At 72.0% G+C, this 17466-nt stretch carries 16 protein-coding genes; 13 read left to right on the top strand and 3 right to left on the bottom strand.

Annotated elements, in window-relative coordinates; translation table 11 throughout:
- Window positions 1-177: 177 nt before the first annotated feature.
- Entirely contained in the window at window positions 178-1266 is a 1089-nt protein-coding gene (locus tag ABZU43_RS32815) for an aldo/keto reductase (RefSeq protein ID WP_355010250.1), read from the bottom strand.
- A gap of 140 nt (window positions 1267-1406) precedes the next feature.
- On the opposite strand from ABZU43_RS32815, the gene ABZU43_RS32810 reads away from it, so the two are divergent.
- The 13 genes from ABZU43_RS32810 to ABZU43_RS32750 all read left to right on the top strand — a co-directional run bounded on the left by ABZU43_RS32810 (window position 1407) and on the right by ABZU43_RS32750 (window position 15506).
- Window positions 1407-2012, top strand: coding sequence for a TetR/AcrR family transcriptional regulator (locus tag ABZU43_RS32810; RefSeq protein WP_355010249.1), 606 nt, complete (start codon window positions 1407-1409; stop codon window positions 2010-2012).
- Between the two features lie 59 nt (window positions 2013-2071).
- Window positions 2072-2251, top strand: coding sequence for a hypothetical protein (locus ABZU43_RS32805; protein WP_355010248.1), 180 nt, complete (start codon window positions 2072-2074; stop codon window positions 2249-2251).
- A gap of 249 nt (window positions 2252-2500) precedes the next feature.
- Complete coding sequence (locus ABZU43_RS32800) at window positions 2501-3649, top strand: ATP-binding cassette domain-containing protein (RefSeq protein WP_355010247.1); 1149 nt, start codon at window positions 2501-2503, stop codon at window positions 3647-3649.
- Window positions 3650-3894: 245 nt separating this feature from the next.
- A complete protein-coding gene (locus ABZU43_RS32795; protein ID WP_355010246.1) occupies window positions 3895-4986 on the top strand; it encodes a LacI family DNA-binding transcriptional regulator in 1092 nt (363 codons plus the stop codon).
- Window positions 4983-5918: a sugar ABC transporter permease gene (locus ABZU43_RS32790; RefSeq protein ID WP_355010245.1), complete on the top strand. Its 936-nt coding sequence runs from the start codon at window positions 4983-4985 to the stop codon at window positions 5916-5918. The genes ABZU43_RS32795 and ABZU43_RS32790 overlap by 4 nt, the downstream gene beginning before the upstream one ends.
- A 1-nt stretch (window position 5919) precedes the next feature.
- Entirely contained in the window at window positions 5920-6759 is an 840-nt protein-coding gene (locus tag ABZU43_RS32785; protein ID WP_238667634.1) for a carbohydrate ABC transporter permease, read from the top strand.
- Window positions 6760-6795: 36 nt separating this feature from the next.
- On the top strand, window positions 6796-8088 hold the full coding sequence (locus ABZU43_RS32780; protein WP_355010244.1) for a sugar ABC transporter substrate-binding protein: 1293 nt from the start codon (window positions 6796-6798) through the stop codon (window positions 8086-8088).
- Window positions 8089-8092: 4 nt separating this feature from the next.
- Entirely contained in the window at window positions 8093-9262 is a 1170-nt protein-coding gene (locus ABZU43_RS32775) for an ADP-ribosylglycohydrolase family protein (RefSeq protein ID WP_355010243.1), read from the top strand.
- Window positions 9259-10620 (top strand): ADP-ribosylglycohydrolase family protein, encoded by a 1362-nt coding sequence (locus tag ABZU43_RS32770; protein WP_355010242.1) that lies wholly within the window; start codon window positions 9259-9261, stop codon window positions 10618-10620. The genes ABZU43_RS32775 and ABZU43_RS32770 overlap by 4 nt, the downstream gene beginning before the upstream one ends.
- The gene (locus tag ABZU43_RS32765) at window positions 10617-11555 is read left to right on the top strand and encodes a ribokinase (protein ID WP_355010241.1); all 939 of its coding nucleotides are present in this window, start codon (window positions 10617-10619) and stop codon (window positions 11553-11555) included. Before ABZU43_RS32770 ends, ABZU43_RS32765 begins: the two co-directional genes overlap by 4 nt.
- On the top strand, window positions 11552-13501 hold the full coding sequence (locus ABZU43_RS32760; protein WP_355010240.1) for an SUMF1/EgtB/PvdO family nonheme iron enzyme: 1950 nt from the start codon (window positions 11552-11554) through the stop codon (window positions 13499-13501). The genes ABZU43_RS32765 and ABZU43_RS32760 overlap by 4 nt, the downstream gene beginning before the upstream one ends.
- Complete coding sequence (locus ABZU43_RS32755; protein ID WP_355010239.1) at window positions 13498-14685, top strand: CoA transferase; 1188 nt, start codon at window positions 13498-13500, stop codon at window positions 14683-14685. Before ABZU43_RS32760 ends, ABZU43_RS32755 begins: the two co-directional genes overlap by 4 nt.
- Window positions 14685-15506 (top strand): CoA ester lyase, encoded by an 822-nt coding sequence (locus tag ABZU43_RS32750; RefSeq protein WP_355010238.1) that lies wholly within the window; start codon window positions 14685-14687, stop codon window positions 15504-15506. The genes ABZU43_RS32755 and ABZU43_RS32750 overlap by 1 nt, the downstream gene beginning before the upstream one ends.
- A gap of 85 nt (window positions 15507-15591) precedes the next feature.
- On the opposite strand, the gene ABZU43_RS32745 is transcribed toward ABZU43_RS32750, so the two are convergent.
- Window positions 15592-16185, bottom strand: a complete 594-nt coding sequence (locus tag ABZU43_RS32745) for a DUF305 domain-containing protein (RefSeq protein WP_355010237.1) — start codon at window positions 16183-16185, stop codon at window positions 15592-15594.
- 71 nt (window positions 16186-16256) lie between these two features.
- The gene (locus ABZU43_RS32740) at window positions 16257-17171 is read right to left on the bottom strand and encodes a DUF1996 domain-containing protein (protein WP_355010236.1); all 915 of its coding nucleotides are present in this window, start codon (window positions 17169-17171) and stop codon (window positions 16257-16259) included.
- Between the last annotated feature and the right edge of the window lie 295 nt (window positions 17172-17466).

Raw genomic sequence — 17466 nt, 5'->3', positions numbered from 1 at the left:
CCGATCTGCTCCCGCTCCAGCGGGCTCAACCTCAACGCCATAACCACCCCAACGAAAATCACGGAAGGGTGTTGCAACCATCGGTTGAGCCCGCCTGTCGGGACAGCAAGTGCAAGATCGGCGGGGTAGGGGGTAGGGGGTAGGGGGTAGGGGGTAGGGCTGGGGTCGTGCGAGGTTCTACTTGGCGTTGAACACCGGCGGGGCGTAGCCGGCCGGCTTGTCGCCGATGCCGAGGCCGGGGCTCACCACCCAGGACTGGTACTGCGGGGTGAACATCACGTAGGGCACCCCGAGTTGCGGAGCGCTGGCCTCGTCGAGACGGCGACGCACGTCGGCCGGGATTTCGAAGTCGAGCGCCTCGAAGTTGCTGCCGATCTGCTCGGCGCTGCTCGCGCCGATGATCACCGAGGCCACTGCGGGTTGGGTGGCGACCCAGTTGATCGCGACCTGGGCCATGCTGCGGCCCAACTCGGTGGCGACGCTTTCCAGGGCGTCGATGACCTGCCACTCGCTGGCGCTGACCTCGCGGCCGCCGGTGTCGGGATTGGTCAACCGGCCGGTCCCGCTCAGGCCGTCGCCGCTGCGGCGGTACTTGCCGCTGAGCAGGCCGCTGGCGATCGGGCTCCATGCGGTGAGCCCCATGCCCATGGTCTGGGCCATCGCCACGTACTCCGCCTCGATGTCGCGGCTGACCAGGGAGTACGGCAGTTGCAGATTGATCATCGGGGCCAGGCCGTGCGCCTCGGCGTAGCTTTGCGCCCGGGTGGCATACCAGGCCGGTACGTCGGAGAGGCCGGCGTACCGGATCTTGCCGGCGCGCACCAGGTCGTCGAGAGTGTGCACGACCTCCTCGACGGGCGTGATCCGGTCCCAGGTGTGCAGCAGGTACAGGTCGATGTAGTCGGTGCCCAGTCGGCTCAGCGACGCCTCGACGGCCCGCATGATGTGCTTACGGCCGTTGCCGCTCGCGTTCGGGTCGCTCGGGTCGACGGTGTTGGTGAACTTGCTGGTGAGCACGAGCCGTTCGCGCACGCCGGCCCGCTCGATCAGCCGGCCGAGGATCTTTTCGCTCTCGCCGGCTGTGTAGAAGTCAGCCGTGTCGATGAAGTTGCCGCCTGATTCCAGATACCGGCGGAAGATCGGCTCGGCCTCCTCCTCGGTCTTGCCGTACGCGGCGTGGAACCCGTCGACGCCGAAGTTCATGGTGCCCAGCGCCAGCCGGCTCACCCGCAGACCGGACCGCCCGAGCAGGTAGTAGTGGTTCATCGTTGTGTCCTCCCGATCACGTGGCGGCCCCGAGCGGACCGTTTTCCAGACCTTTGCTCGGCAAAATTGGACCTGCAAGTCCAAAAGCCGAGCTAGGGTCAGTCGGGCATGCACGAGGGGCAAGCGGTGCGGGAGGTCTCATGACAAGGGCGCTGACCCGCAAGGGTGAGGCCACCCGGGCGCGGATCGTCGCCGGCGCCGCCGCCGAGATCCGTGAGCGCGGCGTGGACGAGGTACGCCTCGAGGATGTGATGGCCCACACCGGCACCAGCAAGGGTCAACTCTTCCACTACTTCCCGGACGGGAAGGAAGAACTGCTGCTGGCGGTGGCCCAGCACGAGGCCGACCAGGTCCTGCTCGACCAGGAGCCGCTGCTCAGCAACCTGACGTCCTGGCCGGCCTGGCTGGCGTGGCGCGACCTACTGATCGAGCGCTACCGGGCGCAGGGGGTGAGATGCCCGCTCAACGGTCTGCTCGGCCAGACCGGGCGGCGGGCGCCGGGCGCGCAGGCGATCGTGACCGGGCTCATGTGGCGCTGGCAGAACGCGATCGCCGACGGCGTCCGGCACATGCAGTCGACCGGGGACATCTCCGCGGACGTGGACGCCGACCGCGCCGCCGCGGCGCTGCTCGCCGGCATCCAGGGCGGCGTACTCCTGCTGCTCTCCACCGGAAAGACCGACCACCTGGAAGCGGCCCTCGACCTCACCATCGACTCCCTGCGGGCAGGTGCCCGGACGGCCTGATCGTGTCAGGATCTGCCCGTCCGGCCGTGCCGGTCGCGGTCGGAGAAGGGCGGTCGATCATGTCGGCAGGAATGGCGGCGTCACTGGTGGGCGGCGGGGTCGTGCTCTGCGCTGGCCTGCTGCTGGTGATCATCGCCGTGCTGGGGCGTCGCGCTCGGGCCGGGCGACTGGCGGGCCGATACACGTCCCGGCGGGGAAACTCGTCGGACAACAGCTCGTCGAGCACGGGCGGAAGCTGAGCCGGAGCCGGCACGGCTATTCTTGCGCCCGATTTCTGGGAGATCGGAGCAGACGTGGCAGGTGACGACGACATCTCCGGGTGAGCACCCGGACCGGCCGCCGACGGGCGCGTGATCGCGCCTCCGTCGCCGCGGCCTCCGTCGTCATGTCCTGCTTCCGCCGGGGTGCCGGTGTGCGCCCCGGATCGTCGTCATCCGAGGTTCCCCATGTCTGTTCGACCTGCCCTCACCGCCCATGACCTCGTGCGGATGCCTCACGACCGAATGCTGGGCGCGCTCTCCGGTGGGCAACGTGGCCGGCTCGCCCTCGCGGCGACGTTGATCCGCCGGCCGAGCGCGCTGCTGCTCGACGAGCCCACCAACCATCTCGACGACGCGGCGGCGGCGTTTTGCGAGGACCAGCTCCGTGCCATGCCGGGGGTGGTCGTGGTGGCCAGTCATGACCGGGCCTTCCTGGACGCGGTCTGCACCGATCTCATCGACCTGGACCCGGCGGTCGACGGGCCGGTCCGCTTCGGCGGCGGCTACACGGCGTACCTGACGGCGAAGCGCGCCGAGGCGCAACGGTGGCGGCGGCGCTACGACGACGAGCAGGCGCTCCTCGCCGACCTGCGCGAGGCCGCCGCCGTGACCGGGCACCAGGTCGCTCACGGACGGGGCCCGCGCGACAGCGAGAAGATGGGGTACGGGCACACCGCCGGCCGCGTTCAGAACCAGATCTCCCGACGCGTCCGCGACGCCGTCCGTCGACTGGAGACGATCGAGCGCGACCCCGTTCCGGTGCCGTCGGAGCCGTTGCGCTTTCACGCGACGCCGCTCACCGTCGGCGACAGTGACGGCGTGATCGTCACGGCGGACCGGCTGGAGGTTCCCGGCCGACTGCGGGTGGCGCACCTGGAGCTCAGGTCCCGCGACCGGTTGTTGGTGACCGGCCCCAACGGCGCTGGCAAGTCGACCCTGCTCGCCGTGCTCGCCGGCCGGCTGACCGGTGCCGGAACGCTCTGGCGACGACCGGAGCTGCGGGTCGGCCTGCTCAGCCAGGACAGCGTCTTCCCGGATGCGCGGCGGACGGCCCGGCAGGTCTTCGAGGCGGCCGTCGGGATGGAACGGGCCGCTGCCGTACCGCTGTCGTCCCTCGGGTTGCTCGCCCCGGCGGACCTCGACCACCCGGTGGCCGACCTGTCGGTCGGACAACGCCGTCGGCTCGCCCTCGCGGTGCTCGTCGCCGATCCGCCGGAGCTGCTCCTGCTCGACGAGCCCACCAACCATCTCTCGCCGACGCTCTGCGACGAGTTGGAGGACGCGCTGGGCACCGGCCCGGGTGCCATCGTCGTGGCCATCCACGACCGCAGACTCCGCTCCCGCTGGCCCGGCCCAGAGCTCCGCCTCCCCACCTGAACCCACCCCACCCCCACCCCCACCCCTCCCGCACCCCACCCCTCGGAACTGTTGATCATGAAGTTATCGCCACGACACGCCGCTGCGCAGGGCAATAACTTCATGATCAACGCGGCGGGGTGGGGTGCGGTGGGGCGCGGGGGTGCGGGGTTGGAAACGTTTTCGTAACGGGCTCTTGACCTCTCCGCCACTTGCGGAGCAGACTCCCCGGAAACGTTTACAGCTATCGGGTGGAGGTGCCGAACGTGGGTCGTAAACGTTTACAGGAACCGGCGGACGGCCGGCCCACGGTGCACACCGTCGCCGCCCGCGCCGGCGTCTCCATCGCGTCCGCCTCGCGGGTGCTCAACGGCGTCGGCGGCAGCCCCGAGACGATCCGCAAGGTTCGTGAGGCGGCGGCCGAGGTGGGCTACGTGCCCAACGCGATCGCCCGGTCGTTGCAGTCCCAGCGCACGGGTCTGATCGCGCTCGCGGTGGAAGACATCGGCAACCCGGTCTACGTGGAGATGATGCGGGCCATCGAGGCCGTGGTCGCGTCCTCCGGGCGGCAACTGCTGGTGCACGCCACCGGCGGGCGGATCGACAACGAGACCGCTCTGCTCCGACGACTGGCCAACCGCTACGTGGACGGCATGATCGTCTCGCCGATCCGGGTCACCGACGACCACCTCACCGCGCTGGTGGACAGTCCGGTGCCGGTGGTGGTCGTCGGCCAGCTCGGCGAGGACGCTCCGATCGACAACGTGCGTACCGACTCGCGCCACGGTGTGGCGCTTGCCGTGGACCATCTCGTCGCCACCGGCCGACGGCGGATCGGTTTCGTCAACGGCCCGCTCGACACCGTTCCGGGCGCCGCCCGCGACGCCGGATTCCGGGCCGCCCTGACCCGACACGGCATCCCGCTCGACGCCGACCTGATCGAGGTCGGCGACTTCCAGTACGCGGCCGGCCGCGCCGCCACCGAGCGACTGCTCGCCCGCGCCGACCCGGACGCCCTGGTCTGCGCCAACGACCTCATCGCGGTCGGCGCGCTGCACGCCCTGCTGGTCGCCGGCCGTCGGGTGCCGCAGGACGTCGCCCTGGTCGGCATGGACGACACCGAACTGGCCCGGATGATGTTTCCCCAGCTCTCCAGCGTCTCGCTCGGCTCGGCCGAGCGTGGTCGCCGAGCCGCCGAACTGCTCCTGCACCGCATTGCCGACGCCACATTGCCGCCGCGACGCGAGCAGGTGCCGCCAAGTCTCGTCGTTCGCGCGTCCAGCGCCGCGACCCTGCCGGTCCCTCGACCCGCCGGCCCACCCACCACCCACCCGTCCAGCGAAGGGGTGACCGCATGACCACCCTGACCGAGCGGCCGGACGTCGAACGGGCCGAGCCGGCCCGCCGGCGCAACCGGTTCCGCTCCGACCGCACCACCATCTACCTTCTCCTGCTGCCGTCGCTGCTGCCGATCCTGGTGCTGTCGGTGTTTCCCCTGCTGCGCGGCATCTACCTCGGCTTCACCGACGCCCGCGCCGGTCGCAACGTCGAGGTCAGCTTCACCGGCCTGGCCAACTACCGGGACCTCCTCGGCGACGAGCTGTTCTGGAACTCGTTCAAGATCGGTCTTCTCTGGGCGGTCGGGGTGACTGTGTTGCAGTTCCTGCTCGCCCTCGGGCTGGCCCTGCTGCTCAACCAGCAACTGCGGTTCCGAGGTGTGGCGCGGGTGCTGGCCGTCGTGCCCTGGGCGATGCCGCCCGTCGTCGTCGGCATCCTGTGGAAGCTCGTCTATCACCCCGACGCCGGCCTGATCAACGAGTTCTTCCACCGCGTCGGCGCCGACGGACTGCGGACGAACTGGCTGGGCGACTTCAGCACCGCACTGCCCGCGGTGATCATCGTCGGGGTCTGGGCGGGCATGCCGCAGACCACTGTCGTCCTGCTCGCCGGCCTGCAGGGTGTGGGGCGCGAGCTGCACGAAGCGGCGGCGGTGGACGGGGCCAGCACCTGGCACCGGTTCCGGCACGTCACGCTGCCCGCGCTGGCGCCGGTGATCGTGGCGATCACCTCGCTGGACTTCATCTGGAACTTCAACTCGTTCGGCCTGGTCTACGTGCTCACCGCCGGTGGGCCGGGCGGCAAGACGATGCTGCCGATGCTCTTCGCGTACGAAGAGGCGTTCCGCTACGGCAACTACGGCTACGCGGCGGCCCTCGGCAACGTCATGGTCGTGATCATCATCGCGCTGCTCGCGGTCTATCTCCGTCGCCGGCTCAGGGAGGCGAACTGACATGTTCGGAAAACCGAGCCGCACGAGCCGGACGCTGCAGTACCTGGCGCTCGCCGGCTACCTGATCTTCCTCGGGTTCCCGCTGGTCTGGCTGCTCTCCACGGCGTTCAAACCGCCGCGCGAACTGGTGCGCCTGCACCCGACGTTGATCCCGGACAACCCGACACTGCAGAACTTCGTACAGGCGTTCACCGAACAGGAGCTGGGCCGGGCGGCGCTCAACAGCCTCCAGGTCTCCCTCGCCTCGGCGGTCCTGACCGTGCTGGTCGCCATGCCGGCGTCGTACGCGTTGGCCCGGTTCCGCTCCAAGCTCGGCACCGCCGCGCTGGGCTGGGTGCTGCTGTCCCAGCTCTTCCCGTTCGTACTGCTGATCATCCCGATCTTCCTGGTGCTGCGGCAGGTCGGCCTGGCCAACACGCACGCCGGGCTGGTGCTGATCTACGTGGTCTGGGCGCTGCCGTTCGCGCTGTGGATGTTGCAGGGCTTCGTCCGCAACATCCCGAGGGAGCTGGAGGAGGCCGCGTCGGTCGACGGCGCCACCCGGGTGCAGGTGCTGCGGCGGGTGGTCTTCCCGCTGCTCGCTCCGGGCCTGGTCGCGACCGCGCTGTTCTCCTTCATCTCGGCCTGGAACGAGTTCTTCTTCGCACTGGTGCTGATCAAGACCCCGGAGCTGGCCACCCTGCCGGTGGCGCTGGCCCGGTTCGTCGGCATCGAGGGCACCGCCCGGCTGGGTCCCCTGGCCGCCGGTTCACTGCTGGCCACGCTGCCCAGCCTGATCTTCTTCGCGTTCATGCAGCGCCGGCTCTCGTCCGGGTCGCTCGCGGGCGCGGTCAAGGGCTGAACCGTCCCCTCAACCACCACCAAGGAGGTACCCCCCATGCTTCGTACCCGATTCCGCCGACTCGCGGCGGGCGCCGCGGTCGCGGTCGTCGGCCTCGGCGCGCTCACCGCCTGCGGCTCCGGCGGCGACGACGAGGCCGCGTCCGGCCCGGCCAAGCTGCGTTTCCTCAGCCTCGCCTGGCAGAAGGAGTCGCTCCAGGTCAACAAGGACCTGGTCGCCAAGTGGAACGCCGAGCACCCGGACATCCAGGTCGAGTACGTCCAGGGTGACTGGAACTCGGTGCACGACCAGCTGCTCACCTCCTTCGAGGGCGGCGACGCGCCGGACATCGTGCACTACGAGGCGTCCTCGATCGGGGAGTTCAGCAAGCAGGGCTACCTGGCCGACCTCTCCGACCTGGTCTCCGACGACCTGAAGGGGCAGATCGACAAGGGCATCTGGGACACCGTCACCGTCGACGGCAAAGTCACCGGCGTGCCGTTCCTGCTGGAGTCGCAGGTCGTCATCGCCAACAAGAAGCTGCTCGACGCCGCAGGTGTCGCGGTGCCGCCGGCCGACGGCGGCTGGACCTGGGACGAGTTCCAGAGCAACGCGCAGAAGCTCACCAAGCCCGGCCAGTACGGCGCGGCGTGGGCGTTGAAGTCGCCGACCAACCGGGTGCTCAACCTGGCGCTCAACTACGACGGCAAGTTCTTCTACGGCGACGGTGGGCGCACCGAGGTCAAGGTCGGCGACGCAGAGAAGGAAATCCCGAAGCGGATCCACGACATGCTCTACACCGCCAAGTCCGCCTCCCCGGAGGCGCTCGGCATGAGCGGCGCGGACACCCTGCCCGGCTTCTTCGGCGGCAAGTACGCGATGCTGCCCGGCTCGGTGTCGCTGCGCCAGCAGATGGTCGAGCAGGCGCCGGCCGGCTTCGAGTGGGTCACCCTGCCCCCGATCAAGGGACTCTCCACCAAGCAGGCCGCCAACCCGCAGACGCTGTCGATCTCCGAGGACAGCAAGCACAAGAAGCAGGCCGCGCAGTTCCTGGAGTACTTCCTCAACCCGACGAACATGGCCGCCCTGGCCAAGGGCGACTGGCTGGTGCCGACCGGCAAGCAGGCCAACGAACAACTGGTCAAGCTCACCGAAGGCAAGCAGGGCTGGGACGTCGCCGCGGACAGCGCCGCGGACCTGACCGTCGCCCCGTTCCAGCAGGCCGACGGCTACCCGGAGTGGAAGACCAAGTACGCCACCCCGGCCCTCCAGCAGTACTTCGCCAACAAGATCACCCTCGATCAGCTCGGCACGCAGCTGGTCGACGGTGGCAAGCAGGTTCTGAGGTAACGACATGTCACTCTTGCTCGACACATCGGTTGGTTGCCTGGTCGGCGCCGCTGTCGGAGACGCCCTGGGTGGCGCCACCGAGACGGCGCTGCCCGAGCAGATCCGTGCCCGCTTCGGCGGCTGGGTCGAGGGCATCGTGCCCCCGTACCACGCCGACTGGGCCACCGCGCGACCCCTCGCGCCCTACCACAAGGGCGACGGGCACCTCACCGACGACACGTTGATGACCCACGCCCTGGTCCGCGCGTACGCGGCCAAACGGGACCACCTCGATGCCTTCGACGTGGTGGACCTGCTGGTTCCCGACCTGATCGAGCGGGTGGTATACATCCCCGACCTGGAGCGCGACGGGGTGACCTTCCACCGGCTCGCCGCCGCCGAACGCTGGCTGGTCACCCGACTGCACCACGCCCACGCGGACCCCCGCGAGGCCGGGGTCGGCAACATCGTCAACTGTGGCGCGGCCATGTACATGGCGCCTGTCGGCATCGTCAACGCGGGCGACCCGGCCGGGGCGTACGCCGAGGCGGTGGAGATCGCCGGCGCGCACCAGCACAGCTACGGGCGGGAGGCCGCCGCCGTGTTCGCGGCCTCGGTCGCGGCGGCCGCGACCCCCGGCGCGAGCGTCGAGGACGTCGTCGCGGCGGCGCTGGACCTGGCCCGCGACGGCACCCGCGCGGCCATCGACGCGGTGGTCAAGGAAGCTCGCGGCCACCACGACTGGAAGCAGGCCATCCCGGCGCTGCGGGCCGCGGTCGCCCCCTACGACACGGTGGGGGAGGAGTACCGCAGCCCCGGCCTCGGCGCGCGGCGGCCCAGTCGCCTGCACGCCATCGAGGAGCTGCCGGTGGCTCTCGGCATGCTCGTGGTGGCGGGCGGCGACTTCCGGGCCGCGGTGCTCGGCTCGGTCAACTACGGCCGGGACGCCGACTCCACCGCCACCATGGCCGCCGCCATCGCCGGGGCGCTCGGTGGCGCCGACGCGGTGCCGGCGGAATGGTCCGACGTGGTCGCCACCGCCTCCAAGACCGACCTGGTGGAACCGGCACGGGTTCTCGCGACGGTGGCCGGCGAGGTCTTCGAGCGCGACCAGGCCCGCTTCGCCCGCCGGGCGGAGCGGTTCGCCGGGCTGGCCGCCGGTGCCACCCGGGGGGTTGGGGGCGAGACCCGGTGAGGATCACCTGGGTGCAGCCGGAGGACCTGCTGCCGCACGAGCTGGCTGCCAGCCGGGACGAGGGGCGTGACGTCGCCGCGATCGCTCAGCGGTGGGCGGCGGCCGGCGGGGACCTGACCCCACCGGTCAGCGGGGCGTCGGTGAACCCGGCGTCGCCGGAGCTGCGGGCCCTCGCCACGGAGCTGCTGGACGCCGCCGACGCGGTGCCCGCCGTCGACACCACTGACGAGGCCGACGACCTGACCTCGCTGCGGGCCGGGTGGCCGACCACCTGGTCGCTGCCGACCGAGGCGGCGTACGACCGGCTGCACGGCGGGTGGCTCGGCCGTGCGGTCGGCTGCCTGCTCGGCAAGCCGGTGGAGAAGATTCCCCGCGAGGGCATCCGGGAGATCCTCACCGCTACCGACCGGTGGCCACTACGCGACTGGTTCACCGCGAAAGGGCTCCCGGCCGACGTTGCCACCCGCTGGCCGTGGAACCGGCGCAGCGCGCCGACCAGCCTCGCCGAGAACATCGACGGGATGCCCGAGGACGACGACCTGAACTACGCGTTGCTGGCCCTGCGCGTGCTGGAGACGCACGGTCGGGGCTTCACCAGCGACGACGTGGCGCAGGCGTGGCTGGACTGGCTGCCCGGCGGGCGGGTCTTCACCGCCGAGCGGGTGGCCTACCGCAACCTGCTGCTCGGATACCCGCCGTCGCAGAGCGCCCGCCGGCACAACCCGTTCCGGGAGTGGATCGGCGCGCAGATCCGCACCGACGTGTACGGCTGGGTCAACCCCGGCCGGCCGGACCGCGCCGCTGAACTGGCGGTACGCGACGCGACGGTCAGCCACGTCCGGGGAGGGGTGCACGGCGCGCTCTGGGCTGCGGCCCTGTCGGCAGCCGCGCCGGTGGCCGACACCATGGACGAGGTGCTGGACGCCGCCGAGGCGGTGCTGCCGCCGAACAGCAGGTTCGCCGCCACGGTCCGAGAGGCGCGCGCCCTCGGCGCGGGCACCGACGACTGGGAACGCGTCGTCGACGAGCTGTACGCACGACACGGCCACCTGCACTGGGTGCACGTCCGCAACAACGCGGCGCTGGTGGCCGCCGCCCTGGCGTACGGGCGGGGGGACCTGGAACGGTCGATCACCGCCGTGGTCAGTGGTGGCTGGGACACCGACTCGACCGGCGCGACGGTCGGCGCGGTGACCGGAGCGCTCACCGGCGCGTCCGGGTTGCCGCAGCGCTGGGTCGCCCCGCTGCGCAACCGGCTGGCCAGCAGCATCGCCGGCTTCGACGGGATCGGCTTCGACGAGCTGGCCGAGCGGACCCTCGCCCTGGCACAGCCGGCGACGGAAGGGAGCGTGGCATGAGCGCGCGGGTGGCGGTGGTGGGCAGCAGCAACCTGGACCTGGTGGTCACGGCGTCGCGGCTGCCCCGCCCCGGTGAGACGGTGCTCGGCGAGAACTTCCGGACCGTACCCGGCGGTAAGGGCGCCAACCAGGCCGTCGCCGCAGCCCGGGCCGGTGCGGCCTGCGACTTCGTGGGAGCGGTGGGCGACGACGAGTTCGGTACCCGGATGCGGGCGAGTCTCGTCGACGCCGGCGTGGACGTCCGTGGTCTGCGGACCGCAGCCGGCCCCTCCGGTGTCGCGTTGATCGCCGTCGACCGGGACGCGGAGAACTTCATCCTGGTCGCGCCCGGCGCCAACGGAACGCTGACCGAGCTGGACGCGGACGACCGGGCGACGATCACGGCGGCCGAGGTGCTGCTGCTGCAACTGGAGGTGCCGCTGAGCGCCGTGCTCCAGGCGGCGAGCTGGGCCCGGGCCGACGGCACCACTGTGGTGCTGAACGCCGCGCCCGCCGCCGCGCTGCCCGCCGCCCTGCTCGACCTGGTCGACGTGCTGGTGGTCAACGAGCACGAGGCGGCGGTCGTTGCCGAGGTCGCCTCCGACGACCCGCCGGTGCTGCTCGACGCCCTGCTGAAGCTGGTGCCCCGGGTGGTTCTCACCCTCGGCGCGCGCGGGGCCGCGTACGCCGATCGACACGGCCTGCGTCTCGCGGTCCCGGCGCCGCAGATCGACGCTGTGGACACCACCGCCGCCGGTGACGCGTTCACCGGCGCGCTCGCCGTGAGCTGGGCCGAACGCGGCGGCGCCAGCAGCGAGGACACCGTCACCGCCAGCCTGCGCTGGGCCTGCGCCGCCGGCGCGGCCTGTGCCCAGCGGCCCGGAGCGTCCACCGCCCTGCCCGACCGGCCGGCCATCGACGCCCTCTACGACGCGAGCTACCGAGGTGCACCGTGAGCTTCAACCCGTACGTCCCGCGCCCGATCGACCGGCCGACCGAGGTGCCGTTGGGCGGGCACGCCGACCTGAGCGCCCTGGACGAGGCGAAGATCTTCGCCGCCCCCGCCGACCCGGCCGACTGGCCGGGCTGGCGGGAACAGATCGCCCGGTGGCGGGTCGACGCCCGGGACCGGATCGGCTACGTCGGCGAGCACTACGACGAGATCGCCGGTGACTGCCTCAGCGTCTGCCTGGCCTGGCTCTGGGACGAGACGCTCTACGACCACGAACGCGGTGTTTTCACCGTCGACGAGTTCCTCGACGCGGCCGGGCGGGACTTCGGCGGTTTCGACGGGGTGGTGCTCTGGCACGCGTACCCGGTAATCGGCCTCGACGACCGCAACCAGTTCGACTGGTACCGGGACGTGCCGGAGCTGCCCGATGTGGTGCGCGCGTTCCAGCAGCGTGGGGTGCGGGTCTTCGTCGACTACAACCCGTGGGACACCGGCACCCGGCGCGAGGTGGGCAGTGACGCCGAGGAGGTCGCCACGCTGGCCGGCAAGCTCGGCGTCGACGGGGTCTTCCTGGACACCCTCAAGGAGGGCGCCGGGGAGCTGCGCACCGCGCTGGACGCGGTTCGCCCCGGCATGGTTTTGGAGGGCGAGAGCCGGGTTCCGCTGGCCCGCATCGCCGACCACGCCATGTCCTGGGCGCAGTGGTTCGCCGACTCCGAGGTGCCCGGCGTGCTGCGGGCCAAGTGGTTCGAGCGACGGCACGTGCTGCACCACACCCGGCGCTGGCACCGCGACCACCTCGACGAGCTGCACTCCGCCTGGCTCAACGGCGTCGGCGTGCTGGTCTGGGAAAGCGTCTTCGGCGTCTGGGTCGGCTGGAACGAGCGCGACCGCGCGGTGCTGCGGGCGATGCGCCGGGTGCAGAGCAGCCACGCGGCGTGGTTGCGCGCCGAGGACTGGGTGCCGCTCGCCGACCACCCCGGCGACGGCCAGGTGTACGCGTCCCGCTGGACGCACGACGACGAGCCGCTGTGGACGGTGGTGAACCGGGGCGCTGACCACGACGGCCCGTGGCTGGTCACCGACCCGAGCGCTGGCCGACACTTCGTCGACCTGGTCACCGGTGCCGCGTTGACCGTCACTGAGACCGCCGACGGTCGACTGGCGGTGGGCGGCCCGCTCCCGGCCGGCGCGATCGCGGCCGTGGCGCGCGGACCCGCCTCCGCGCACCGGCACGAGCCGCCGACCGGCGACCCGTCCTTCCCGGCCCGCGCCGCGGTGCGCGTCCGTACGCCCTGGGCGCCCCGACCGCAGGTGCCGCCGGGCCTGGTCGCCGTCGAGGGCGGCCGGCACGACCTGGTCGTCCGGCACCGGGTACGGGAGACCGGGCTGTACGGCGAAGCGCCCTACGTCGACGAGTGGAAGCCCCTGCCGCCCCGGCTGCACCACCCCGGCACGCTGCGGCGCAGTGTGCGGCTCGGCCGGTTCGCCATCGCCGTGCACGAGGTCACCCACGGCGAGTACGCCGAGTTCCTGCGCGCCGCCGGCTACGTCCCGGTGCGCCCGGAGCGGTTCACCGCCGGCTCCGGTCCGGCCGACGCCCCGGTGACCGGGGTCGAGCTGGCCGACGCGCGGGCGTACGCCGCGTGGGCCGGGCTGCGACTGCCCACCGAGGACGAGTGGCAGGTCGCCGCCGAGGCGGGGCTGCTCGTACGGCGGGAACCGCTGGTGTGGAACCTGACCGAGAGCGAGCACTCCGACGGTCGTACCCGCTTCGCCATCCTCAAGGGCGGCGCCCAGTACCGGGCGCAGGGCTCCGACTGGTACCTCGACGGCGGCCCGCAACCGGCGGACGTGTCGGTGAAGCTGCTGCTCACCGGCGCCGGCCTCGCCCGCTCCGAACAGGTCGGCTTCCGTTGTGCGGCCGACCTGCCGGAGGTGGCCCGGTGACCGCGCCACTGGACGGCGTCAAGGTCGTCGACCTGGCCACCCTCTTCGCCGGGCCGCTCGCGGCGGCGTTCCTCGGTGACTTCGGCGCCGACGTGATCAAGGTGGAGCATCCGGCCAAGCCGGACCCGTCGCGGGGGCACGGCCCGGCCCGCGACGGTGTCGGGCTCTGGTGGAAGGTGCTCGGCCGCAACAAGCGCACCGTCACCCTCAACCTCTCCGACCCGGACGGCGCCGCGTTGCTGCGTCGACTGCTCGCCGACGCCGACGTGCTGGTGGAGAACTTCCGCCCCGGAACACTGGAGCGGTGGGGGCTCGGGCCGGCCGAGCTGCACGCCGTCAACCCCCGGCTGGTGATCACCCGGATCAGTGGGTTCGGGCAGTTCGGCCCGTACGCCCGACGGCCCGGCTTCGGCACCCTCGCCGAGGCGATGAGCGGTTTCGCCGCGGCCACCGGGGAACCGGACGGGCCGCCCACGCTGCCCCCGTTCGGGCTGGCCGACTCGGTGAGCGCGCTCGCCGCCGCGTACGCGGTGATGCTCGCCCTGCGGGCCCGCGACGTCACCGGCGCCGGGCAGGTGGTCGACCTCGCCATCATCGAGCCGATCATGGCGATGCTCGGGCCGCAGGTCACCTGGTACGACCAGCTCGGCTACATCCAGCCCCGGCTGGGCAACCGGTCCAACAACAACGCCCCGCGCAACACCTACCGCTGCGCCGACGGGCGCTGGGTGGCGGTCTCCACCAGCGCGCAGAGCATCGCCGAGCGGGTGCTGCGACTGGTCGGCCGCGGCGAGCTGATCGACGAGCCGTGGTTCGCCACCGGCAGCGGGCGGGCCGCCCACGCCGACGAGTTGGACGCGGCGGTGAGCGCCTGGGTGTCGCAACGGGACCGCGACGAGGTGGTGGCCGCGTTCGAGGAGGCCCAAGCTGCGGTCGCCCCCGTCTACGACGTGCGCGACATCCTCGCCGACCCGCAGTACGCCGCGCTGGGCACCGTACGCACCGTGCCGGACGAGGAGCTGGGCGAGGTGCGGATGCAGAACGTGCCGTTCCGCCTGACCGAGACGCCCGGCGCGATCCGGCACGCCGGCCGGCGGCACGGCCAGGACACCGACACGGTCTTCGGCGCGCTCGGCCTGAGCGCCGAGGAGTTGGCCGCGCTGCGCGAGCGGGGGGTGCTCTGATGCTGTTGAGCTGGCTCTACGTACCCGGCGACCGCCCGGACCGGTTCGCCAAGGCGGTCGCCTCCGGTGCCGACGCGGTCATCCTCGACCTTGAGGACGCCGTCGTCGCCGGACGCAAGGCGTACGCCCGGGACGCCGTCGCCGAGTTCCTCACCGAGGCGCACCCGGTGCCCGTGCAGGTCCGGGTCAACGAGCTGACCGGCCCGGACCTCGATGCCGACCTGGCGGCGGTGGCCGGCCGGCCCGGGTTGGCCGGGCTGCGGCTGCCGAAGGTCGAGTCGGCCGCGACGCTGGCGGCCCTCGCCGAGCGGGTCGACGTGCCCCTGCACCCGCTGATCGAGTCGGCGGCCGGGCTGGAGGCCGCGTACCCGATCGCCGCCGCTCACCCGGCGGTGGCCTCGATCGGGCTCGGTGAGGCCGACCTGCGCTCGGATCTGGGGGTGAGCGACGACGACGGGCTGCTCTGGGCGCGCGGCCGGGTGGTGGTCGCGGCCCGCGCGGCCGGTCTGGCCCCACCGGCCATGTCGGTGTACGCCGACGTCGTCGACCTCGCCGGTCTGGCCGCCTCCTGCGCGGCGGGCCGACGGCTCGGCTTCCTCGGCCGTGCGGCTATCCACCCACGCCAGCTCCCGGTGATCGTCGACGCCTTTCGCCCTGCCGATCGGGAGGTGGCCCGCGCCGCGGAGCTGCTGGCCGCCGTTGCGGACGCGCACCAGCGGGATTCGGGGACCGTGGTGCTGCCCGACGGCCGCTTCGCCGACCGGGCGATGGTGGCCGCCGCCCGGCGCGTCGTCGACCTCGCCGCCCGCTACGCCGCCTGAGCCGCGCCGGCCGATCTTTCAAGTCGTCGGTCGCGGGTGGGGCCAGCCAGCGTCGACCCCGCCGGAACGCCCACTGAGCGCGCGGCTACGCGGGGTCGAGGTGATCGAGCCGTTCGAGGTCGGCGGTGGCGGACCGAACCACGGTCGCCGCCAGCGCGACGGTCGCCGGCTGGACCCCGCTCTGCTGCTCCGCGGTGGCGATCCGGACCGACTGTGCGAGATGCGCCCGCAGGTGCCCGGCGAGCAGGCGGTGAAACGGCTGCCCGTTGGCCGCCCGCAGCGCGGCCATCTCCTGCGCGGTGGCCATGCCCGGCATGTCGTGGCCCTCGTGCGGATTCGTGGTCGGCGCGGCGGCGTCGGCCAGTAGCCGGCGGGCGCGTTCCAGATCGGCGCGTCGGGTGGTGGCCACCTGGGTGGCCGTCTGCCGCCAGGCCGGGTCGGTGGTCCGCGCCGGCACCAGATCGAGGACGGGCAGCAGGCGTTCGGTCATCGCCACGGTCAGTTGCAGCCAGGCGACGTCGGTCGGGTTGAACGCCGTACCCGTGGAGGTTGGGGTGGTCGTCGCCGGTGGCGCGGCCACGGGTGGTGTGGCGGTGCTGACCGCGTCCCGTGGCCCGGTGCCGCAGCCGGCGACGAGCAGCACGGCGATGAGCATCGTGGACGCTGCGGGTCGGCGCATCCGATCTCCCTTCCCAACCAGGGCGGCGGGCCCGGGTGACCGGACCCGCCGCCGTGGTGTGGAGCTGTCGCTCAGATCGGTCGGCCGTCGTGACCGCACTTGATGACAGGACGGATGCAGTCCTGGACCCGGCGGGCCAACTCCGCGACCGGCCAGGCGTTGAAGAAGTCGCCATGCATGGTGTAGCCCGGCCCGGAGGCCAGCCGGAACCGCGACGGATCGCCGGTGACCGGGTACCGCAGCACCTGGCGCAACTTCGGCACGTGCACGGGGTGGGTGCTCGGGCAGGCCTGGTTCACCGGGTACGCCAGGTGGCTCTTGTGATCCGGCGAGTCGAGGTCACGGCCGTTCCAGCACTGCGGGAAGTCCAGGTACGACTCCAGCATCGTGCCCGACGGGCAGTTGACGAAGTCCTTCGACGGCGGCACGTGCCCGGCGTGCAGGCAGGACCAGCGGGCGATGCTGTCGTTCGGCCCGGTGGCCTTCGCGTTGCCGGCGACGAGCCGCAACCCCTGCGGGAACGGCTGGGTGTTCGCGACGACGTCGGCGCGTACGCCCTCGCCCAGGTAGTAGAACGTGGCGATTGCCGGCTCCACCGCGACGTTGTCCTGGTACAGGGTCGGCACCCAGTACGACGAGACGTCCACCCGCGGGTTGCAGGTGGTGGGCGAGTTGACCAGGTCGGGGAGGGTGGTCCTGGCGTTCGTCACAGTGCTGCCGAAGAAGCTGTGCATGTGCGACGCCCCGGGCAGCCCGGGGAAGACGATCGGGTCGTCCGGCAGCCGGTGGCTGTAGGTGCAGTCGGCGGGGAACTCGGCGACCCGGATGGCGTTGGCGCCGAAGTCAGCGCCGGCTTGGCCGGGGGCGGCGTCGGCCCGGTTGGTGGTGGACACCAGGTACGTGCCGAGTAGCACCAGCAGGGCGCCGATCGCCGTGGCGAGGCGTAGTCGGCGGGGGATGCCGGAGAGGGGTGCGGCCCTGTCCATCGTGACTCCTGTCGGGGGACGGGTCAGGGACAGCTCCGGCGCCGCCGCCGAAGGCATCGGAGTTGTGCCTGGCCAGACTGGGTGGTGGCCGGTTGGGCCGGTGCGAGAGAGCGCTCTCACTGCTCCCAGCCTCACGCCGAAGTCGACAATTGTCAATACGTGCCGCAGATGGTGGAAAGACGACGAAGGGCCGGACCCTCGTGGGGTCCGGCCCTTCGTCATGTGGTGTGGTTCGGGTCAGCTGGTGGCGTAGCCGCGGGTGGCGATCCAGTCGGCGAGGTGTTCGACGCTGATC

This window comes from Micromonospora sp. NPDC005205 (genome assembly GCF_040608275.1).
GTDB lineage: Bacteria > Actinomycetota > Actinomycetes > Mycobacteriales > Micromonosporaceae > Micromonospora.
This window is presented reverse-complemented; position numbering and strand designations above follow the sequence as displayed.

Coding starts and splice junctions, on each gene's coding strand:
- ABZU43_RS32815 (WP_355010250.1), bottom strand. CDS start 1,266: ATGAACCACTACTACCTGCTCGGGCGGTCCGGTCTGCGGGTGAGCCGG.
- ABZU43_RS32780 (WP_355010244.1), top strand. CDS start 6,796: ATGCTTCGTACCCGATTCCGCCGACTCGCGGCGGGCGCCGCGGTCGCG.
- ABZU43_RS32800 (WP_355010247.1), top strand. CDS start 2,501: ATGCCTCACGACCGAATGCTGGGCGCGCTCTCCGGTGGGCAACGTGGC.
- ABZU43_RS32750 (WP_355010238.1), top strand. CDS start 14,685: ATGCTGTTGAGCTGGCTCTACGTACCCGGCGACCGCCCGGACCGGTTC.
- ABZU43_RS32805 (WP_355010248.1), top strand. CDS start 2,072: ATGTCGGCAGGAATGGCGGCGTCACTGGTGGGCGGCGGGGTCGTGCTC.
- ABZU43_RS32810 (WP_355010249.1), top strand. CDS start 1,407: ATGACAAGGGCGCTGACCCGCAAGGGTGAGGCCACCCGGGCGCGGATC.
- ABZU43_RS32745 (WP_355010237.1), bottom strand. CDS start 16,185: ATGCGCCGACCCGCAGCGTCCACGATGCTCATCGCCGTGCTGCTCGTC.
- ABZU43_RS32765 (WP_355010241.1), top strand. CDS start 10,617: ATGAGCGCGCGGGTGGCGGTGGTGGGCAGCAGCAACCTGGACCTGGTG.
- ABZU43_RS32790 (WP_355010245.1), top strand. CDS start 4,983: ATGACCACCCTGACCGAGCGGCCGGACGTCGAACGGGCCGAGCCGGCC.
- ABZU43_RS32740 (WP_355010236.1), bottom strand. CDS start 17,171: ATGGACAGGGCCGCACCCCTCTCCGGCATCCCCCGCCGACTACGCCTC.
- ABZU43_RS32785 (WP_238667634.1), top strand. CDS start 5,920: ATGTTCGGAAAACCGAGCCGCACGAGCCGGACGCTGCAGTACCTGGCG.
- ABZU43_RS32775 (WP_355010243.1), top strand. CDS start 8,093: ATGTCACTCTTGCTCGACACATCGGTTGGTTGCCTGGTCGGCGCCGCT.